Source organism: Mesorhizobium sp. B2-6-1, from assembly GCF_006440475.1.
In the GTDB taxonomy this organism is placed as follows: Bacteria; Pseudomonadota; Alphaproteobacteria; order Rhizobiales; family Rhizobiaceae; genus Mesorhizobium.
This window is the reverse complement of sequence record NZ_VFUH01000006.1, coordinates 178,091-195,401: the sequence shown is the minus strand read 5'-3', so window position 1 is coordinate 195,401 and position 17,311 is coordinate 178,091. Positions and strand designations below refer to the sequence as shown.

17 protein-coding genes and 1 other RNA gene are annotated in these 17,311 nt (G+C 63.3%); 6 read left to right on the top strand and 12 right to left on the bottom strand.

Features of this window, described 5'->3' with window-relative positions; all coding sequences use genetic code 11:
* Positions 1-86: 86 nt before the first annotated feature.
* Positions 87-572 carry a thioesterase family protein gene (locus FJ443_RS15155; protein WP_140495288.1) on the bottom strand — a complete coding sequence of 162 codons (486 nt, stop codon included), beginning with the start codon at positions 570-572 and terminating at the stop codon, positions 87-89.
* Between the two features lie 215 nt (positions 573-787).
* Here FJ443_RS15155 and FJ443_RS15150 point away from each other — a divergent pair, with 215 nt between their 5' ends.
* Complete coding sequence (locus tag FJ443_RS15150) at positions 788-2,203, top strand: FAD-linked oxidase C-terminal domain-containing protein (protein ID WP_140495290.1); 1,416 nt, start codon at positions 788-790, stop codon at positions 2,201-2,203.
* Positions 2,204-2,302: 99 nt separating this feature from the next.
* Positions 2,303-2,824 (top strand): hypothetical protein, encoded by a 522-nt coding sequence (locus tag FJ443_RS15145; protein WP_140495292.1) that lies wholly within the window; start codon positions 2,303-2,305, stop codon positions 2,822-2,824.
* 112 nt (positions 2,825-2,936) lie between these two features.
* On the opposite strand, the gene FJ443_RS15140 is transcribed toward FJ443_RS15145, so the two are convergent.
* A complete protein-coding gene (locus FJ443_RS15140) occupies positions 2,937-3,920 on the bottom strand; it encodes a Dyp-type peroxidase (protein ID WP_140495294.1) in 984 nt (327 codons plus the stop codon).
* A 224-nt stretch (positions 3,921-4,144) separates the two neighbouring features.
* Here FJ443_RS15140 and FJ443_RS15135 point away from each other — a divergent pair, with 224 nt between their 5' ends.
* Positions 4,145-8,014, top strand: a complete 3,870-nt coding sequence (locus FJ443_RS15135) for an AsmA family protein (protein ID WP_140664696.1) — start codon at positions 4,145-4,147, stop codon at positions 8,012-8,014.
* A gap of 62 nt (positions 8,015-8,076) precedes the next feature.
* Here the strand turns inward: FJ443_RS15135 and FJ443_RS15130 are convergent, their stop codons facing one another.
* The 4 genes from FJ443_RS15130 to FJ443_RS15115 form a co-directional block, all read right to left on the bottom strand.
* Positions 8,077-8,964 carry a sigma-70 family RNA polymerase sigma factor gene (locus tag FJ443_RS15130; RefSeq protein WP_140630949.1) on the bottom strand — a complete coding sequence of 296 codons (888 nt, stop codon included), beginning with the start codon at positions 8,962-8,964 and terminating at the stop codon, positions 8,077-8,079.
* 134 nt (positions 8,965-9,098) lie between these two features.
* Positions 9,099-9,404: a hypothetical protein gene (locus FJ443_RS15125; RefSeq protein ID WP_140495300.1), complete on the bottom strand. Its 306-nt coding sequence runs from the start codon at positions 9,402-9,404 to the stop codon at positions 9,099-9,101.
* Between the two features lie 266 nt (positions 9,405-9,670).
* Positions 9,671-9,916 carry a DUF982 domain-containing protein gene (locus FJ443_RS15120; RefSeq protein ID WP_140495302.1) on the bottom strand — a complete coding sequence of 82 codons (246 nt, stop codon included), beginning with the start codon at positions 9,914-9,916 and terminating at the stop codon, positions 9,671-9,673.
* A 38-nt stretch (positions 9,917-9,954) separates the two neighbouring features.
* Positions 9,955-10,401 (bottom strand): MarR family winged helix-turn-helix transcriptional regulator, encoded by a 447-nt coding sequence (locus FJ443_RS15115; RefSeq protein WP_140495304.1) that lies wholly within the window; start codon positions 10,399-10,401, stop codon positions 9,955-9,957.
* Positions 10,402-10,549: 148 nt separating this feature from the next.
* Here FJ443_RS15115 and FJ443_RS15110 point away from each other — a divergent pair, with 148 nt between their 5' ends.
* Positions 10,550-12,343: a chloride channel protein gene (locus tag FJ443_RS15110; RefSeq protein WP_140664693.1), complete on the top strand. Its 1,794-nt coding sequence runs from the start codon at positions 10,550-10,552 to the stop codon at positions 12,341-12,343.
* A 12-nt stretch (positions 12,344-12,355) separates the two neighbouring features.
* Here the strand turns inward: FJ443_RS15110 and FJ443_RS15105 are convergent, their stop codons facing one another.
* The 4 genes from FJ443_RS15105 to FJ443_RS15090 all read right to left on the bottom strand — a co-directional run bounded on the left by FJ443_RS15105 (position 12,356) and on the right by FJ443_RS15090 (position 14,169).
* Positions 12,356-12,577 carry a ribbon-helix-helix domain-containing protein gene (locus FJ443_RS15105; protein WP_140516531.1) on the bottom strand — a complete coding sequence of 74 codons (222 nt, stop codon included), beginning with the start codon at positions 12,575-12,577 and terminating at the stop codon, positions 12,356-12,358.
* A 7-nt stretch (positions 12,578-12,584) separates the two neighbouring features.
* Positions 12,585-12,782: a DUF4169 family protein gene (locus tag FJ443_RS15100; protein ID WP_140495310.1), complete on the bottom strand. Its 198-nt coding sequence runs from the start codon at positions 12,780-12,782 to the stop codon at positions 12,585-12,587.
* Between the two features lie 18 nt (positions 12,783-12,800).
* Positions 12,801-13,334, bottom strand: coding sequence for an SspB family protein (locus tag FJ443_RS15095; RefSeq protein WP_140495312.1), 534 nt, complete (start codon positions 13,332-13,334; stop codon positions 12,801-12,803).
* A gap of 145 nt (positions 13,335-13,479) precedes the next feature.
* Entirely contained in the window at positions 13,480-14,169 is a 690-nt protein-coding gene (locus tag FJ443_RS15090; RefSeq protein WP_140495314.1) for a TetR/AcrR family transcriptional regulator, read from the bottom strand.
* 186 nt (positions 14,170-14,355) lie between these two features.
* On the opposite strand from FJ443_RS15090, the gene FJ443_RS15085 reads away from it, so the two are divergent.
* Positions 14,356-15,561 carry a multidrug effflux MFS transporter gene (locus FJ443_RS15085; RefSeq protein ID WP_140664691.1) on the top strand — a complete coding sequence of 402 codons (1,206 nt, stop codon included), beginning with the start codon at positions 14,356-14,358 and terminating at the stop codon, positions 15,559-15,561.
* Positions 15,562-15,625: 64 nt separating this feature from the next.
* Here FJ443_RS15085 and FJ443_RS15080 read toward each other — a convergent pair whose 3' ends face one another.
* Together FJ443_RS15080 and ssrA are read right to left on the bottom strand one after the other, a co-directional pair.
* Positions 15,626-16,177 carry an AAA family ATPase gene (locus FJ443_RS15080; protein WP_140664688.1) on the bottom strand — a complete coding sequence of 184 codons (552 nt, stop codon included), beginning with the start codon at positions 16,175-16,177 and terminating at the stop codon, positions 15,626-15,628.
* Between the two features lie 115 nt (positions 16,178-16,292).
* Positions 16,293-16,653, bottom strand: a transfer-messenger RNA (tmRNA) gene (gene ssrA / locus FJ443_RS15075).
* A gap of 168 nt (positions 16,654-16,821) precedes the next feature.
* Between ssrA and FJ443_RS15070 the strand changes: the two genes are divergently transcribed.
* Positions 16,822-17,133, top strand: coding sequence for a DUF2853 family protein (locus tag FJ443_RS15070; protein ID WP_140495320.1), 312 nt, complete (start codon positions 16,822-16,824; stop codon positions 17,131-17,133).
* The last annotated feature ends 178 nt before the right edge of the window (positions 17,134-17,311 follow it).

The following is a 17,311-nucleotide window of genomic DNA, read 5'->3' as shown; positions in this document are numbered from 1 at the left end:
TCGAACGGCCCGCTGAGTCGCGCAACGGTCCAATCGGCTTGTTCCCGTTAAAACCTCGGTAAGGTTAACGCGGGCCCCGGGCGGGTTCAAGCCGTCTTGCGTTTGATGCCGATCGAGCGGCCTGCGCGTTCGGGCATCGGCAAGGCTGCGTGAGCGGCGCGCATCGCTTCGATCTTGGCCAGCACGTCGGCGGGAAAGGGGGCTACCTTGGGGCCGGACATGTCGACATGCAGTGCAAGCTGCTCGGACGTCGCGGCGAGCCAGCCGTCGGCATGGCGGATTTCCTGGTAGAACCGCAGCCGCTTCTCGTCATGGTCGATGAGCTGGAAGGAAACTGTGACCTTGTGGTCGAGATGCAGTTCCTGCACGTAGCAGACATGGACTTCGGCGGTGTAGATGGTGAGGCGGCGGTTCTTGACATAGTCCAGCCCCATGCCCATCGCCTCAAAGGCTTCATCCGAACAGCGGTCGAACAGGACGTTGTAGTAGGCCATGTTGAGATGGCCGTTATAATCGATCCAGTCCTTCTCGATAGCCATTGGCTGAGAAACAAAAGGGGCGGGGATCGGCATGGCAACTTCCTTGTTCTGGTGCTGGACAGAGCGTGGTTGTAAGAGCGGTTCATCGTTTCACGGAAACGTCGGACCGCCTCTTTGATACAATTCCCCAGGGAAAGCGCTAGGCGCTTTTCCGGGGAAAACCGCTTCACACTTTTCCTGGAATTGCGTTAGGCATCATCCATAAATGCATGACAAGCATGGACACTGGTCCATTCGCGGAGGAATTCATGGCCCTGAGCGACCTCAATCCGGTCGAGCGCAACGAAGAAGGCATCGCCGCCGTGCTCGGCATCCTCAAGCAGCGGTTTGGCGAGCGCTTTCAGACCGGCCGGGCGGTTCGCTCCCAGCATGCGCATACGACAACCTACATCCCGACGCAGGCGCCGGACGGCGTCGTCTTCCCGGAAACGACCGCCGAGGTACAGGAGATCGTGCGCGCCTGCGCCGCGCACCGCGTGCCGGTGATCGCCTTCGGCGTCGGCTCCTCGCTCGAAGGCCACACCAACGCGCCGGGCGGCGGCATCTCGGTCGACACTTCGCGGATGAACCGGATCCTATCGGTCAATCCGCAGGATCTCGACTGCACGGTCGAGCCCGGGGTGACTCGCGAGGATCTCAACCGGCATCTGCGCGACACCGGCCTGTTTTTTCCAATCGATCCCGGCGCCAATGCCTCGCTGGGCGGCATGGCTGCGACACGGGCCTCAGGCACCAACGCGGTGCGCTACGGCACGATGCGCGAGAACGTGCTGTCGCTGACGGCCGTCATGGCCGATGGCGAGGCGGTGACCACTGGCAAGCGGGCAAAAAAAAGCTCGGCCGGCTACGACCTGACACGGCTGCTGGTCGGCTCGGAAGGCACGCTCGGCATCATCACCTCGCTGACCTTGAGGCTGCAAGGGATTCCGCAGGCGATTTCCGGTGGTGTCTGCCCGTTTCCGAGCGTCGAAGCGGCTTGCAACGCCGTCATCGCGACGATCCAGATGGGCATTCCGGTGGCGCGCATCGAACTGGTCAACGCGCTGCAGATGCGGGCGATGAAGACATATTCCAAGCTCGACTATCCCGAAAGCCCGTGCCTGTTCGTCGAATTCCATGGCAGTGATGCCGGCGTTGCCGAGCAGGCCGAGACCTTCGGCATGATCGCCGAGGAGAATGGCGGCGGACCGTTCCTGTGGACCAGTGTCGCCGAGGAGCGCACCAAACTTTGGAAGGCCAGACATGACGCCTATTGGTCGTCGCTGACGCTGCGGCCAGGCGCCAAGGGCCTGTCGACCGATGTCTGCGTTCCGATCTCGCGTTTTGCCGAATGCGTCACCGAAACCGAGGCCGATATCGCCGAAATGGGGCTTGTCGCGCCGATCGTCGGCCATGCCGGCGACGGCAATTTCCACGTCCTGGTGCTGATGGACGTGAACGACCCGAAGGAAATCGCGCTGTCGGAAAAGTTCGTGGCGCGGCTCAACATGCGGGCCATCGCCATGGAGGGCACCTGCACCGGCGAGCACGGCATCGGCCAAGGCAAGATCGGCTTCCTGCGCCATGAGCTCGGCCACGGCGTCGACATCATGCGCACGATCAAGCAGGCGCTCGATCCGCTCGATATCATGAACCCGGGCAAGATCCTGCCGGCTGCCGAGTAGACGCCGTCATCGGCTCGTCTTGACCCCACCTCCAATCGGGCCGAGACTCCGTGTGCTGAAGGCCCAGAAGACGGGCAACCCAAGCGGAGGAGTGGTGTCATGGCGATTTCACGCAAGGAAGAAGCGCGCGCGCTGAGTGCCGACGAACACGAGCTGGTGGAAAAATCGCACCATCCGGCGGTCCAGGACCTTTCCGACGCCGATCTGTCCGGCCTCGTCAAACGCCTTCGGGAGCGGCGCGACAAGGCGCAGACCGAGGCGCATCGACGCCGGCGCGAAATCCGGGGCAAGGGCACACCGAAAGGGGCTGTCGCTTCAAAGGCCGATGGCGGCTCTCAGTTGAAGCTTGCGATGCTGGCGACGGCCATGCGGCGGTTGAATGGCGAGGCCGAACGGCGCCGCCAGTTGACGGCGCGCGTCTCATTGGTCGACAGCGCGCGCAAGGCGCTGGCCCTGAAGCAGAAAGCGCCGACGGATGGTCCAGCGTTCAACGCGCGCACTGCGCACAAGGGCATGCGAGCGGTGGCAAACCAGAGGACGCCGAATCTGGTTCGGCCGGCTGAGCTCGGCCGACAACGCAAAGCGGCCAAGGTGGCGCAGGCAAAGCGCGACGCGCGTTGAATTCGCACTGATGACGCCGATGATCGCGTGCTGATCTCCGCAGCACGCCGAAGCACGACAAACGCTTCTCCGCCGGCACGTGGTCGGTAGGCCGCTTTGCTGTGTGCGTCGTTTACCGAGTGGCCAACTTCTCTGGCGCTGCCTCGGCAAGCACCTGCAGCATCGGCCGTGTCGGTGCGAAGAATGTCGTGCCGGTGTGAGGGGTGGAGAAATCAAGCAGCCGGTCGTAGGCGCCGGGCGGGTCGCCGACATACATGCGCTGCAGCATCTTCTCGATCACCCAGAGATATCTCGAATAGCCGATGAAGTAGGTGCCGAATTCCCGTTGCCCCGGCCGGCCGAACGGCATGTTGTCGCGCAATATGTCATGTTCGGTGCCGTCGGCATCCTCGATGGTGGCGAGCGACTTGTGCGATTTGCGCGGCGCTTCGTCATCATCGATTTCGATGTTGTCGATCTTGGTTCGGCCGATGATCGCCTCCTGCACGGGCGTGGGGATTCGCGCCCACGCTTGGAGATCGTGCAGGTATTTTTGAACGACGACATAGCTGCCGCCGGCAAAATCGGGATCTTCGTCGCCAACGAGCGCCGAGGCGGGCAGATCGAGGCCGGTGGGGTTGGCTGTGCCGTCGACGAAACCGAGCAGGTCGCGGGCATCGAAATAACGAAACCCCGAGACTTCGTCGACGACGGTCACGCCGGCACCAAGCCTGTCCAGCAGGATACGCTCGAACTCGAAGCACATGTCTGGCCGCTCGGAGCGGATATGGAAGAGAAGGTCGCCCGGCGTCGTGGGCGCGGCGTGAACCGCACCCTTGATCGGCGTGAACCGCTTCAACTCCGCCGGCCGCCGGCCGGGGTTGAGCCGGTTCCATAGATCGTGGCCGATGCCGGCGATGCAGGACAGGCGGCCGCCGAGGTCGCGAAACCCGACAGTCTTGACCAGGTCGTCAAGGTCGCCGAGTACGGAACAAACCTTTCCGAGAACCGCCTGTTCATCGGCTATGGTGACGACAAGGAAAATCGCTGATTGCGAAAGCGGCGCGTCGACGCTCTGCGCATCGATCGGCACACGGTCCCAGTTCTTCCCCGACATCCCCAATTCTCCGCTTTTCCAGGATTGTTTCAGACGATCCCGGATCGGAAAACGCCGCGACCGGAACAGGGCGAGGACGCCCAAAGCAAGGTATCGCGATCAAGAGCGACCGCGCAACATCGAACGCCGTCCATGGTTGTCGCCGACGACGATCGAATTGCCTCTTTATCGACACGCGGATGCAGGTAGAGTGCGGCTGATTTCAACCAAACCGTTCGGAACTGATGCTCGCACGCCTGTTCGTGATCTTTGGTGGCCTGTTCGTGCTGGTGCTGTGCGCGGCGCTGGTGGGGCCGTATTTTGTCGACTGGTCCGGCTATCGGGCGCAGTTCGAGCGCGAAGCGAGCGCCATTCTCGGCCGCAAGGTGACCGTGCAGGGCGACGCCACGGCGCGCTTGTTGCCGTTTCCGTCGGTAACCTTCTCCAATGTCGCCGTTGCCGGCGGCCCCGCCGGCCAGCCGGCGATGACCGTCGAGACGTTTTCGATGGATGCGGAACTGGCGCCGTTCCTGCGTGGCGAGGTGCTGATTTTCGACATGCGGCTGGTGCGGCCGAAAGCGACGATCGACATCGCCGCCAATGGCACCGTCGACTGGGCGATGCGGCCGTCCTCGCCCTTCAACCTCAACCAGATCTCGATCGAGAAGCTGACGGTGACGGAAGGGCAGATCGAGCTGCGTCATGCCGCCGGCGGACGCAGCCACACCATGTCCGAGATCAATTCGACCATTTCGGCCAAATCGCTGGCGGGCCCGTGGCGCATGGATGGCACGTTGAGGTTCGACGGCCTGCGCACGACGGTTGCCGCCACTACCGGCAAGGCCGAAGCCAACGGCCAGATGCGGTTTCGGCTCAAGGCCGATCCCGACGCGTATCCGCTGGTCATCGAAACCGACGGCAATGCCGGCATCGTCAACGGCGCCGCCATCTACTCCGGACAGTTCAAGATTTCCGGCGCCGATAAGAACTCAGCCCAGTTGCGGGGCACCGATGGCGAGACGGTGAAGGTCGGCACCGGCAAGTCCAATCCCGGCTTTCGGGTTAACGGCAAGTTCGCGCTCGATCACCAGAAGCTCGGCATCGATGAATTCCGCTTCGAGACCGGACCCCTCGACAATCCCTATACCGCCGACGGCAAGGCCTCGATCGATCTCGGCCAGAAGCCGAGCTTCGCCATCGAGGCCAATGGCGCGCAGGTGCAGTTCGACGAGGCCGTGGGTGCGGCAGGCGCCGGCCTGACACTGGATCAGCGCATTGCCGGACTGGAACAGGCTTTGCTCGACCTGCCCAAGCCGACCATTCCCGGAACGGTCGAGGTCAGGTTGCCGGCCGTGGTGGCCGGTGACACCACGGTTCGCGACGTTCATCTTTCCGCCGAGCCGGTCGATGGCGGCTGGTCGGTGAAATCGCTCGCCGCGACACTGCCCGGCCGCGCCACGCTGGAGGCCGACGGCCTGCTCAGCGTCGAGAACCATTTCGGCTTCACCGGTTCGCTGCTGCTGGCGGTGGCGCAGCCTTCCGGCTTCGCTGCCTGGTTGTCCAAGGACGTCGACGAGGCGATCCGGCGTCTGCCCGCCGCCGGCTTCCGGGCTAAAGTCGATCTCTCCGAAAAGCGCCAGGCCTTCAGCGATCTCGAACTGGTCCTGGGCAAAGCGATGTTTTCCGGCCGCATCGATTCCAGCCAGCCCGACGACGCCAGGCCCTCGGTGCTGATGCGGCTGGAAGGCGGCGATCTCGATGTCGACGGGCTAGCGGCCTTCGCTTCGATCTTCATCAGTGACAAGGGCGCCAACCGATTTGCCGACCGCGACCTCGATTTCCAGATCAAGGCGGGACCGGTCAGTGCCGGAGGCTTGACCGCCGACACGGTCGACACCGCGCTCAGGCTGCGCGACGGGCTGCTTGAGATCGACCGGCTGTCGGTGGGCGGGCTGGCTGGCGCGTCGATCAGCGCCACAGGCCGGATCAAGGATTTCCCAGCGAGCCCGACCGGCAAGCTTGACGCCTCCGTGGTCGCCGTCGACCTGAAGCCGCTGATAGACGTGGCGGCGCAGCACTATGCCGACAATGCCGTGCTCAAGGGACTGGCAAGCCGCGCCGCTGCTTATCCCGACCTGTTCCAGGACTCGCGCGTCGATCTTGTGGTGAGTGCTGCCGACAATGGCGACGGCACAACAGGGCTTGCTGTGAGCGGGCAAGGCAAGGCCGGCGGATCGTCCTTTTCCGCCTCGCTGTCGGGGAAGGGAGCGGTCGACAAGCTTCTTGAAGCGCCTGTGGCGCTGACCTTCAATGCCAGGAACCCCGACGCCACAGCGCTGCTGGCACTTTACGGCTTGCCGGCACTGCCGCTCGGCATGCTCGGCGAGGCAAGCACCGACATCCAGGCCAAGGGCACGCTGGGCGGCGGCCTGGCGACGAGCTTCAGCCTTGCCGGCAACGACTTCAACGCCGGTTTCGACGGCACCGTAGCCGACACGCCGCAAGGTCCGGTCGCGAAGGGCAAGGTCAGCCTCGATACGGCCGACATCGAGCCCTGGCTGATGACATCGGGCATAGGCCTGCCGGGCATGGGGACAGGCACGTCGACGTCGCTCACCGCGCAGGCCGATTACGGCAACGGCCTACTGGTGCTCTCCGGCCTCAACGCCGCCATCAACGAAGCTGCGGTGTCGGGTGACGTGAACATCGACGTCAAGGAGGGGATTGACGGCAAAGATGGCGTGCCGCATCTGGCCGGCTCGCTGGCGCTCGACGAACTTGATCTCGACCCGATGGCGGTGGCGCTGTTCGGCGATTCCGCGTTCACGGACAAGAGCGGAGACAACAACGGCGGTGTGTGGCCGTCGGCCCCGTTCAGCCAGAAATCCAGCCTTCCATTCACGGCCGATCTCGACTTGACCACGGCTTCCCTTGCCGCAGGGCCATTCGCGACCGCCTATGACGCGGCCTTGTCGCTGAAGCTCGACCAGGAAGGCATCCGCGTGTCCGATCTCAAGGCGAAATTCCTTGGCGGTGCGCTGACCGGCCTGTTCGAATTGAAAAACAATGACGGCACTGGGCTTTTCACCGGCCAGATGAAGCTCGCGGACGCCGATCTGCCAGCCTTGCTGCCGGATGCCGGCATCGGCGGCAAGGGGGATATCTCCGCGGCGTTTTCGACAAGCGGCAAATCGGTCGACGCGATGGTTGCCGCTCTGTCGGGTTCGGGCACGGCGGCGCTGAAGGGCGTCACGGTCGCCGGCGTCAATCCCAATGCGTTCAGCACCTTCCTCGCCAAGGCGGACGCGATCGGCCGCGATATCGATGCAGCCAAGACCGCCGGCTTCGCGCCCGCTATCGCGGCAGATGGCAGTTTCGCGGCAAAGGATACCGACATCGCCTTCACCATTGCAGGTGGCACGCTGCGAGCGCCGCCGATCAGCCTCGAAAATCCTTCGGCGACCTTGTCCGCCGACATCACGGCGGACCTCAATGCCGATACGGTCTCCGCCAAGGGCGCGGTCACCTACCGGCCCGGCGACGAAGCGCTCGTCGGTTCCGAACCGGCGATGAATTTCAGCGTCGAGGGGCCGTTCGGCGCCGTCAAACGGCAGTTCGACAGCGAACCGCTGGCGCAGTTCCTGACCCAGCGCGCGCTCGAGAAGGAGCAGCAGCGGGTCGAGGCGATGCAGGCCGCGTTGCTGGAGAAGCAGCGGCTGCGGCGCGAGGTGCGCTATTACGCTGCGTTGCAGGACCAGCGCGACAAGGCGGCCGAGGAGCTGCGACAGCAGGAGGAGGCGGCGCGGCTGAAGGCCGAGGCCGACGCCAAGGCGAAAGCCGAGGCGGAAGCTCAGGCGCGGGCCGAAGCAGAGGCCAGGGCCAAAGCGGATGCCGAGGCAAAGGCCAAAGCCGAGGCGGATGCCAAGGCAAAGGCCGAGGAGGCGATGCGGACCGCCTCGCAGGAGAAGGCAAGGCTGGAAGCAGAGCGCAAGGGCGCCGAGCAGGCGCCGAACCCGGAACGGGCGCCGCCGCCGGTGGCCAACGACAATCCGCCTCCGGCCAAACCGCAGTTCAATCCGTCTACGATCGACAATTTGCTGAAGTCTTTGCAGTAGGGCAGTAGGGCAGTAGGGCAGTAGGGCAGTAGGGCAGTAGGCAGGGGATTTCCCTCGATCGTTCAAAGAACGAGCAGTTCGGCGCTGTCGGCGACGTAGCGGGCGTGACGAAAATCGCGGATGGCGGCAAGCTTGCCCTCCTGCCAGACCAGCAGGATGAAATAGGCTGATCGCGCAGCCGGGTCGTTGCCGTCGTGAACGAGGACCACCGGCCTGTCCTCGACGAATCCCGGCACGAAACGCCAATCGCGGAGGCGGGAATAGTTGTGGAAATAGGTAGCGACTTCCTTGGGTCCGGTAAACCGCGTCCTGGCCACCAGCTCCAGGCGAACTTCATCGGCGAGCATGTCGCGCACGGCGTCGAAATCACGGGCGTTGAAGCGATCGATATAGGCTTCGAGCAACAGGCGTTCGGAGACGCCCAGCCTGGGAACCGGCCGATCCTCGGGCTCGGCGGCGAGCTGGCGCAAGCGGCCGCGGCCACGATGCAGCGCCGCCTTGACGGCCGGGACGCTGGTGTCCAGCGCGGCGCTGATCTCTTGCAGCGAATAACCCAGAACGTCCATCATGATGACGCTGCTGCGCTGCGCGACGGGCAGGCGCATGAAGGTGTGCAGGCCGGCGGCAGCGGCCTGACGGTCGAAGGTGGCGTTGGCCGGGTCGACGATCATGTCCGGATCCTCATCGGAAAAGGCCTTTTCGCGGGCTCGCCGGCGCAGAAAATCGAGTGCCGTGTTGTGCGCGATGCGGAACAGCCAGCCCTCCGGATTTGCGATCTGGCCGGCGTTCGGCAAAGCCTCGAACGCCTTGGCCAGCGCTTCCTGCAACACGTCCTCGCCGTCGAAGACGGAACCCGTCATGCGCGCGCAATAGCGGTGCAGCTTTGGGCGCAACTCCCCAAGCAGGCGTTCGATGAGCGCGCGGTGCCCGCCAGGAATGAGGATGTTCATACGCCCGCCGTTCTCCACATCGCTTGACCGCGCCTAGAGCAATTCCAAGAAAAGTGTGTGCGGTTTTCTGTCCAGAATTGCGTCAAAACAAAGAGTTAGGGCGGTTCGCTGTTTCCATGAAACGGTGAACTGCTCTAGTGGTCCAGCATCCGGTAACTGCCCACCACCGTCATCGCCTCGCGATGCGGAGGCTCGATGCAGCGATCCCTGATGCCGTTCTGAAAAGTCGCGAATGCCGCTAGCCCCGGAAGGGTGCCGGCCTGCTCCTCGGTTGCCGCCTCGACCAGATGGAAGAAGGTACCGTCGCCGGACCGCCATGTCATGTAGCGAAACCCTTCGGGCGATTTATCCCGCAATTCCTGGAACACGGCCTTGACCAGCCGCTCGTTCTCGTCGACCAGCTCCGGTTTGGTCCTGTAACGTATCAAATGGTGTTTCATCTTGTCTGTTCCTTTGCCGGCCCTGCACCTTGCAGGTCGCTCATGTCCGAGACGAAGCGGCGGAGCCAAAGGATTCGGGGTTTCCGGAATTTTTTATGCGGCCCCTTATGTCCCATCTTCCCGATGGTAGCCGGGCTTCGCAAAAGTTGAATGGACGACGGCGCGTTGCTGACGGCTGTCGCGATCTCATCGTGCGCTCACCGTCGATCGAGGACGGTATGTCGGGCCTGTGGTTGGGCCAACAACGCCCAGGCCATGCGCGGCAGTTATTCGACCAGAATGCGCGCTTCCCTCGCGGCTTCGACAAAAGCATCCCTGGCGGTATCGGCCGATACGCCGCCGTTCATGGCCTGCCGGCACGCCCGCAGCGCAGCCTTATGCTTGATGCTTCCCGCATCGCGCCAGTGATTGGTGAGAAGGTCGAGAGCTTGTTCGGCATTGGACAGATTTCGAACGTCGCCAGTAACGCCTGTGGAAACCGGGACTGCCTTGGAAAACCAGATGTTGTACATGGCATAGCCTCCATTCAGCTAGGTTGCGAAACTTGTCTCTAGAGCGTGTCGCGGTCCTTTCGGGCGAGCACGCTCCTCAGCATGGGTTCGATGCGCGAAAGCTCGTCGAGATGCACGGCCGACAAGTCGGCGAGGCAGGCATCGGCCCGCTCGGTCAGTTGCAGCAGCACCTTGCGCTGGTCCTCCTTGTCCTGATCTCTGACGATCAGCCCGGCCTCGCACAGGCGGTTGACCAGTTCGACGGCGCTATGATGGCGGATGCGCAAGCGTTCGGCGAGGTCGCCGATAGCTACCGGGCCTCCGCCGGGAAAACCCTTTATGGCGAGCAGTGCCTGATGTTGGCGCGGCGTCAGACCGGCGTCTTCGGCCTGTAGCTGGCTGAATTCCAGGAAGCGGCGGATCAGATAGCGGAACTCCGACAGCCGCTGGTAGTCGGCCTGGCTGATGGCGGGGCGGGGTTCTTTCGGATGCGACATATCAGACATGTGTTGTCATTCCGGCCAAAGCTCAAACGATTTCGGGCCAGGCCCGCTTGAATATTTATATCGTATTACGATACATAGCCGCCGGCAAAGCCGTTTTGACGGTTTGCCGATCCTCCAACAGCGACACGCCACGGAAAGCAGGCAGGCAATGAAGACCGAACAGGGCAGTCCCGGACATCTGCGCGATTTCACCACCGACGCCAGGGTGTTGCTGATCGCGGGCATCGCGGTGGTGGTGGCGACGGCCGGGCTGTTTGCCGGCATCATCCTGCTGAAATTGATCCGGCTCGCCACCAACGTCGCCTATTTCGGTCAATTCACGCTCGCCGATCTGAAACTGGAGGACACGCCGCTTGGATATGCCGCCGTCGCCGTGCCGGTGATCGGCGCACTCATCATCGGCCTGATGGCGCGCTACGGCAGCGAGAAGATCCGTGGCCACGGCATTCCAGAAGCGATCGAAGCGATCCTGCTCGGGCGCTCGCGGCTGGACGCCAAGGTCGCGGTGCTGAAGCCGCTGTCGTCGGCGATCTCGATCGGCTCCGGTGGACCGTTCGGCGCCGAGGGCCCAATCATCATGACCGGCGGCGCCATCGGCTCGCTGATCGCGCAGATGCTGCCGGTCAGCGACAATGAGCGCAAGACGCTGCTGGTGGCGGGCGCCGCCGCGGGCATGACCACCGTGTTCGGAACGCCGATCGCCGCCATCATGCTGGCGGTGGAACTGCTTCTGTTCGAGTGGACGCCGCGCAGCTTCATTCCGGTGGCGGTGGCTGCCATCGTGGCGGAGGTCGAGCGCACCATGCTGCACATGCCGGGACCGATCTTTCCGTTTCAGGGCGGCATGGCGATTTCCTTTGCCGGTCTTGGCGGCTGGGTCCTGATCGGCGTTGCCGCCGGCCTCCTGTCTGCCTTGCTGACGCAGATGGTCTATGCCTGCGAGGACGGTTTCCAGAAGCTGCCGATCCACTGGATGTGGTGGCCGATGCTCGGCGGCCTCGTCGTCGGCATTGGCGGCTTGATCGAGCCGCAGGCGCTCGGCGTCGGCTACGACAACATATCCAGCATGCTGGACGGCCGTACGATCGCAACGGCGGCACTCCTGTTGTTGGTGGTGAAAGCCGTCATCTGGTCCGTGGCGTTGGGCTCGGGAACGTCGGGCGGCGTGCTGGCGCCACTGCTGATCATGGGCGGCGCGATGGGCGCGGTGCTCGCCGGCTTCCTGCCGGCGGCCGATCCCGGCTTCTGGGCGCTGCTGGCGATGGCGGCGACCATGGGTGGCACGATGCGCGCGCCGCTGACGGCGACCTTCTTCGCGGTCGAATTGACCGGCAACACGCATGTGCTGGTGCCGCTGATCGCGGCCTGCGCCGCCGCCCATGCGGTGACGGTGCTTTTGATGAAACGTTCCATCCTGACCGAGAAGATCGCCAGGCGAGGGCATCATCTGGTGCGCGAATACCGGGTCGATCCGTTCGCGCTGACCAGGGTGCATGAAGTGATGACCACGCAGGTTCAGAGCGTGCCGGCGACGATGACGCTGCATGGTGCGGCGGCATTCCTGACCGCGCCGGAGACGCGTCATCCGAGCTTCCCGGTCATTGACGGCAACAGGCAGGTGCTCGGACTCATCGATCCACCGGCGATCCTGCGCTGGCGGCGTGCCGGCAAGCACCGGACGACGACGCTCGGCGAATTACTGGCCGGCAGCAAGGTGACGCTTGCCTATCCCGATGAATATCTGGAAGGCCTGTCGGACAAGCTCCTGATGGCCAACGTGTCGCATCTGCCGGTCGTGGCACGCGACGATGGAACGCTGGTCGGTTACGTCGGCTGGAAGGACCTGATGCGCGTCAGATCCAGGAAACAGGCGGAAGAGCGCGATCGCACGGCCCTGCTGGGGTTCGGCACCCGCCGCGGGAAACAGGAAGGCGCTGCCTGACGGCGTCCGGCATCAGGCGCGGCCGCGCTTCGCCCAGGCCAGTACATGGATCCGGAGCGCCGAGGACAGATTGGTGTCGCGCGGCCGGTTTTCGTCGACTTCCGCGACCAGCGCGGCAAGGGGCAGATTGCGCGCGACGGCGATGGCGACAAGGTCGTCAAAAAACGGCTTTTCGAGCGAATAGCTGGTGCGGTGGCCACGGATCGTCACCGAGCGTTTTTCGACCGGGCTCACCTGGAGCTCATTTGGGGTCCGGATCGGGCGACGGTTGACGCCGATGGCCCGCGACGAAGAACTCGGCCTTTTCGGCAACCAGGCGGTCGCGTTCCTTCTCTGCCCCGGAGCGGCCGTACAGGGCGCGGTTCTGGCTGGCAGTGCGTTCCTTCTCCAGCCTTGCCTTCTGCTTGCGAGCCTGGCGCAGATTGACGATGTCGGCCATGACGCGCGACCCGAAGGCTTATTTCTTGCGGAAGGCGTCGAGCGAGACGACTTCGGCGCCCTTGGCGGCATCGGCATCGGCCGCCTTCTTCTCGGGTTCGGCGGCCTTCTTCTCCGCCTTCGGCTTTTTCTCGGAGACGATGGCGAGCGGTTCGGACGCCGGCTGGGAAGCTGGTTCGTCATCTGACTGGCCTTCGGTCTTGACGTCGAATTCGAGTTCGAAGTTAACCGACGGATCGTAGAAGCCGCGCACCGCCGAGAACGGGATTTCGAGTTTTTCCGGCACGTCCGAGAAGGAGAGCCCGACCTCGAAACCGGTCTCGGTGACCTTCAGGTCCCAATACTGGAACTGGATGACGATGGTCATCTGCTCCGGATAGCGCTCGCGCAGCCGCGAAGACACGCGCACGCCCGGCGCGCCGGTCAGGAAGGTGATGAAGAAATGATGGTTGCCGGGGAGGCCGGTGCGCGCGACCTCGGCCAGGACCTTGCGCATGACGCCGCGCAACGCCTCCTGGGCCAGAATGTCATAGCGGATGTGGTCGTCGGCCATGTGGCGGTCGGGTTCCGTTGAATCGTCCGCATAGCTGTAATCAAGCTTGAGCGCGGCGTAAACCGCATATAGACCGCCGCCGCGAGGAAGCGAGGACGATTGCCGAGATTTGATCGCGGAAGCCGGCTTGCGTCACCCGCAAATGTCACGCGTTGGCAAGCGCGGCGTGTTTCTTGACGCTGGTCGGGGAGGGGCGCTTGCCGAAAGCGCGCAGGAAGGTGCGCACGCCATTTGTCGCCGATTGCACGACCTCGTCCTCGGCCGGGGTGCCGCCGAGCATGAAGGTCGTCTGCAATTCAGCATTGACGAGGCCGAGGAACTGCCGCGCCGCGACGTCGGGGTCGTCGATCGCGAGGTAACCGCCATAGGCAAGGCGGGCGAAGCGGGCGGCGATTGCCGGCCATGTCCTGCCAGGACCCTGTTCGCGCCATTCGGCGAACAGTTCGGGGTAGCGCTCGCCTTCGGTCTGGATCAGCTTGCGCAGGAATTTTCCGTCGCGGTTGCAGATGCAGTTCTGGTTCAGGCGCACGGCAAAGCCGATCAGATCCGCTTCCAGATCCCTCGGCTGGTCCGGGAACGTGGCGATGGTGGCGAAGATGCCGGCATTGCAGCGCTCGGTGAGATCGCGGACTACGGCGATGAAGAGCTTTTCCTTGTCGCCATGGTGGTTGTAGACGGTCTGGCGCGAGACACCCGCCTCGGCGGCGATCAGGTCGATATTGGCGCCGGCAAAGCCCTCGCGGCAGAACACGGAAGCGGCTGCGTCGACCACCGAGATGCGCTTGGCCTCGTGGCTGCGTGGCGGGAAACTGTCAGGAGAAACACCCGGTCTCATGAAAATCTATATAGAGGTGATTGACGATTTAGACAAGACTGTCTAAATTTGTGGACACACTATAAGGGGTTCACCTCTGGACAGGCGAACAATTCGCTCTCGGAGAGTCGGAATCCCACGGGATCGAACGTCCTGGGGTCAGACGTCGCCTTGCGGCGGCAACCAGATTCGAAAGAAGCCAACATCATGAGTCCCAAATTCCTCCGCATCGCGGTCGTGCTCGGCCTGTTGTCCGCCATCGGGCCCTTCGCCATCGATATGTATCTGCCCGCATTGCCCTCGATCGGCGCGGATCTCAACGCCGGCACCGCAGCCGTGCAGATGAGCCTTTTGATCTTCTTCCTGTCGATGGGCTTCGGCCAGATCGTCGTCGGGCCGATCTCCGATATGGTCGGACGCAAGCTGCCGCTCTATGGCGGTCTTGCGCTGTTCATGGTCGGCGGCGTCGGTTCGGCATTGGCGCCGACCATCGAATGGCTGATCGCCTTCCGTTTCCTGCAGGGCCTTGGCGCCAGCGCCGGCATGGCCATTCCGCGCGCGATCGTGCGCGACCTGCACACTGGCAACGAAGCCGCCAAGCTGATGTCGTTGCTGATGCTGGTGTTCTCGGTATCGCCGATCCTGGCGCCGCTGACCGGCAGCCAGATCATCGAGAGTTTCGGCTGGCGCGCCGTGTTCTGGACCGTCACGGCCGCAGCGGTGCTAGCAACCATCCTGCTCGCGACCTCGCTCAAGGAGACGCGGCCGGCTGAAGAACGCGCCGGTTCTTCCTTTGGCACCGCCCTTTCAGGCTACCGTTTCCTGATGGGGGACCGCAATTTCCTCGGCCTGGTGGCGATCGCGGGCTTCGGCATTGCGAGCTTCTTCGTCTATCTGTCGAGCTCGTCCTTCATCCTGATCGACCATTACGGCCTGTCGCCTTCGGTCTATAGCGTGTTCTTCTCGATCAATGCCGTCGCCTTCATCGGCATGTCGCAGCTCACCGGCCTGCTTTCCGAGCGTTTCGGGCTCAAGCGGGTGGTGTGGGTAGCGGTGACCGGCTACGCCACGACGATGGTGGCACTGTTCGCTATCATGGCTTCCGGCGTGGACCGGCTGGATGTGATGGCGGCGCTGCTGTTCGTCGGCTATGGCTTCCTCGGCCTGGTCATTCCGACCACCTCGGTATTGGCCATGGAGGAGCATGGCGAGATCGCCGGCACGGCTTCGGCGCTGATGGGCACGCTGCACTTCGCCATCGGTGCGCTCGCCATGGGTGTCGCGGGCATCTTTTTCGACGGCACGCCGTTGCCGATGGTCGCCGGCATCACGCTCTGCGCGGTGATCTCCTTCACCCTGGCCAAGATCACGCTCGGCCGTTCGCGCGAGGCCGTCGAAGCGCCGGCGGAGTAGGCAATCGCTAATAAATTGAAAGAGGCCGGGAAATTGAAAGAGGCCGGGGCGATCCCGGCCTTTTTCATGCCAATCCCGTTTCGTCCAGCATGAAGCGCAGCCTTGTCTCGACAGGCGCCAGGGGCAGCCGTACCAGTTCATAACCGAGTTCGGCATAGACGCCGACCAGCGCGTGACAGGTACACTCGGCTTCGTCGAGCGTTTGCTTGCGTTCTTCATCCTGCGTGAAGATTTCGGGCCAAGGCGGGGCAACGAAGACACGAGGGTTGTAGCGGCAACGCTTCGCTGCGATGCCGACGTGATCGGGCACCGGCAGACCGCTGAGGCGGAGATAGCCCAGCGTGTCGGGCACGCCACGATCGAGGAAGACCGGTCCTTCCTGTTCGATCGCGGCTTGGTACGAGCGCATCTCCCAGGACAGCATCAATTCGGCAAACAATGCGCGATCGCTCCAAGGCAAAGCGGAGCCGCCAATGGCGGACTGGTCGCGAATGATGCCGCGTCCGGCCTCGACCGAGGTGGCGAACCCTGCACGGCGCAAGGCTTCGATCAGTGTGGTCTTGCCGGAGCCCGGACCGCCGGTCACCACGAAGAATCGGTCGGAATTGTTTTGCATTTTTTACCCATGTCGAAGGAGGCACGCGGCTCCACTGCGTCGCCTCCCATGGGCCGAACGAAGTCTAGCCGGCGCGAGCGTGCCGTTGCGCGTGATGCCGATGAAAAAGGGGAGAAGTGGAGGTTTCTGTTGCCAGGTACCTCCGAACCCCGCCTAGAAGTGCGAACCCCTAGGGCTTGATTTGAAGCTATCGCACTGCATTAAGCAGCGAGACGTGCTTCCGCATAGTTGTCGTTGGCAACTATAAGTTTAGCCCGATGACGGTGGTACAATGCCGGGCAAAAGTACGATCTTTACACCTTCGTCGATCCTATTTCGCCCCCAGCAAAAGCCGCTCCGTCTTCCAGAGCGGTTTTTGGTGGAGGCGCCGGGTACCGCCCCCGGGTCCGAACGGCTTATTTCATCGCCAGTTTATCGCCATAGTCGGTCAAGCCGACGAAGCGAATATAAGGGTCCGTCGCCAGAAATGAAAGACCGCAATGGTGCTTTGTCCCTGTGTCAAAATGCGACGCGGCAGGGTTGACTTGGGAACGGTCTCAACCGAAGCTTTGCCGCGGTGAGGAGTTACCGACCGAGCGCACGAGTTGCGGAGCGCGCCACAGCCCTCATCGACCGGATCCGTGGCGCCGACGAGGGGAATTTTGATGGCCGACTATCTTGCAGACGTGAAGAAATACGACGCCGCCGCGAGTGCGGAAATTGTCGAGAAGATCGTCAAGCATCTGGGCATCGCGCTCAGGAACCGCGACTCCTCGCTGGTGTCCTGCACCGATCCCAAAGAACTCGAGCGCGTCCGGGAAAACTGGGTCGGCAAGAAGCTCGGCGTCGCCGATGCGGCGAAGGCAGATGCTGCGATCGAGAAGACCTGCAAGGCGATGGCCGCAGACAACACCAAGAATCGAGTGACTTTTTACTACCTCGTTGCCAAGGACCTGGGAAAGCTCGGTTCGCTCTGAGAATTCCGTGCTCGCGCGGCTGCTGAAGCGCGCCGCTGGTTTGTAACGGGCACGGCTTGTGCTGCCCCTCATCTGGCTGCCGCCATCTTCTCCCCGTATAGAGACGGGGAGAGGAATGCTGTCACCGATGGTTTCGCCAATTGCCGGCGTTGCAAGACGGACACCGAGGCTGCGGCCA

Bases quoted from the DNA above. Each gene is read 5' to 3' on its own strand.
- FJ443_RS15155 (WP_140495288.1), bottom strand. From the start codon at position 572: ATGCCGATCCCCGCCCCTTTTGTTTCTCAGCCAATGGCTATCGAGAAG.
- FJ443_RS15150 (WP_140495290.1), top strand. From the start codon at position 788: ATGGCCCTGAGCGACCTCAATCCGGTCGAGCGCAACGAAGAAGGCATC.
- FJ443_RS15145 (WP_140495292.1), top strand. From the start codon at position 2,303: ATGGCGATTTCACGCAAGGAAGAAGCGCGCGCGCTGAGTGCCGACGAA.
- FJ443_RS15140 (WP_140495294.1), bottom strand. From the start codon at position 3,920: ATGTCGGGGAAGAACTGGGACCGTGTGCCGATCGATGCGCAGAGCGTC.
- FJ443_RS15135 (WP_140664696.1), top strand. From the start codon at position 4,145: ATGCTCGCACGCCTGTTCGTGATCTTTGGTGGCCTGTTCGTGCTGGTG.
- FJ443_RS15130 (WP_140630949.1), bottom strand. From the start codon at position 8,964: ATGAACATCCTCATTCCTGGCGGGCACCGCGCGCTCATCGAACGCCTG.
- FJ443_RS15125 (WP_140495300.1), bottom strand. From the start codon at position 9,404: ATGAAACACCATTTGATACGTTACAGGACCAAACCGGAGCTGGTCGAC.
- FJ443_RS15120 (WP_140495302.1), bottom strand. From the start codon at position 9,916: ATGTACAACATCTGGTTTTCCAAGGCAGTCCCGGTTTCCACAGGCGTT.
- FJ443_RS15115 (WP_140495304.1), bottom strand. From the start codon at position 10,401: ATGTCTGATATGTCGCATCCGAAAGAACCCCGCCCCGCCATCAGCCAG.
- FJ443_RS15110 (WP_140664693.1), top strand. From the start codon at position 10,550: ATGAAGACCGAACAGGGCAGTCCCGGACATCTGCGCGATTTCACCACC.
- FJ443_RS15100 (WP_140495310.1), bottom strand. From the start codon at position 12,782: ATGGCCGACATCGTCAATCTGCGCCAGGCTCGCAAGCAGAAGGCAAGG.
- FJ443_RS15095 (WP_140495312.1), bottom strand. From the start codon at position 13,334: ATGGCCGACGACCACATCCGCTATGACATTCTGGCCCAGGAGGCGTTG.
- FJ443_RS15090 (WP_140495314.1), bottom strand. From the start codon at position 14,169: ATGAGACCGGGTGTTTCTCCTGACAGTTTCCCGCCACGCAGCCACGAG.
- FJ443_RS15085 (WP_140664691.1), top strand. From the start codon at position 14,356: ATGAGTCCCAAATTCCTCCGCATCGCGGTCGTGCTCGGCCTGTTGTCC.
- FJ443_RS15080 (WP_140664688.1), bottom strand. From the start codon at position 16,177: ATGCAAAACAATTCCGACCGATTCTTCGTGGTGACCGGCGGTCCGGGC.
- FJ443_RS15070 (WP_140495320.1), top strand. From the start codon at position 16,822: ATGGCCGACTATCTTGCAGACGTGAAGAAATACGACGCCGCCGCGAGT.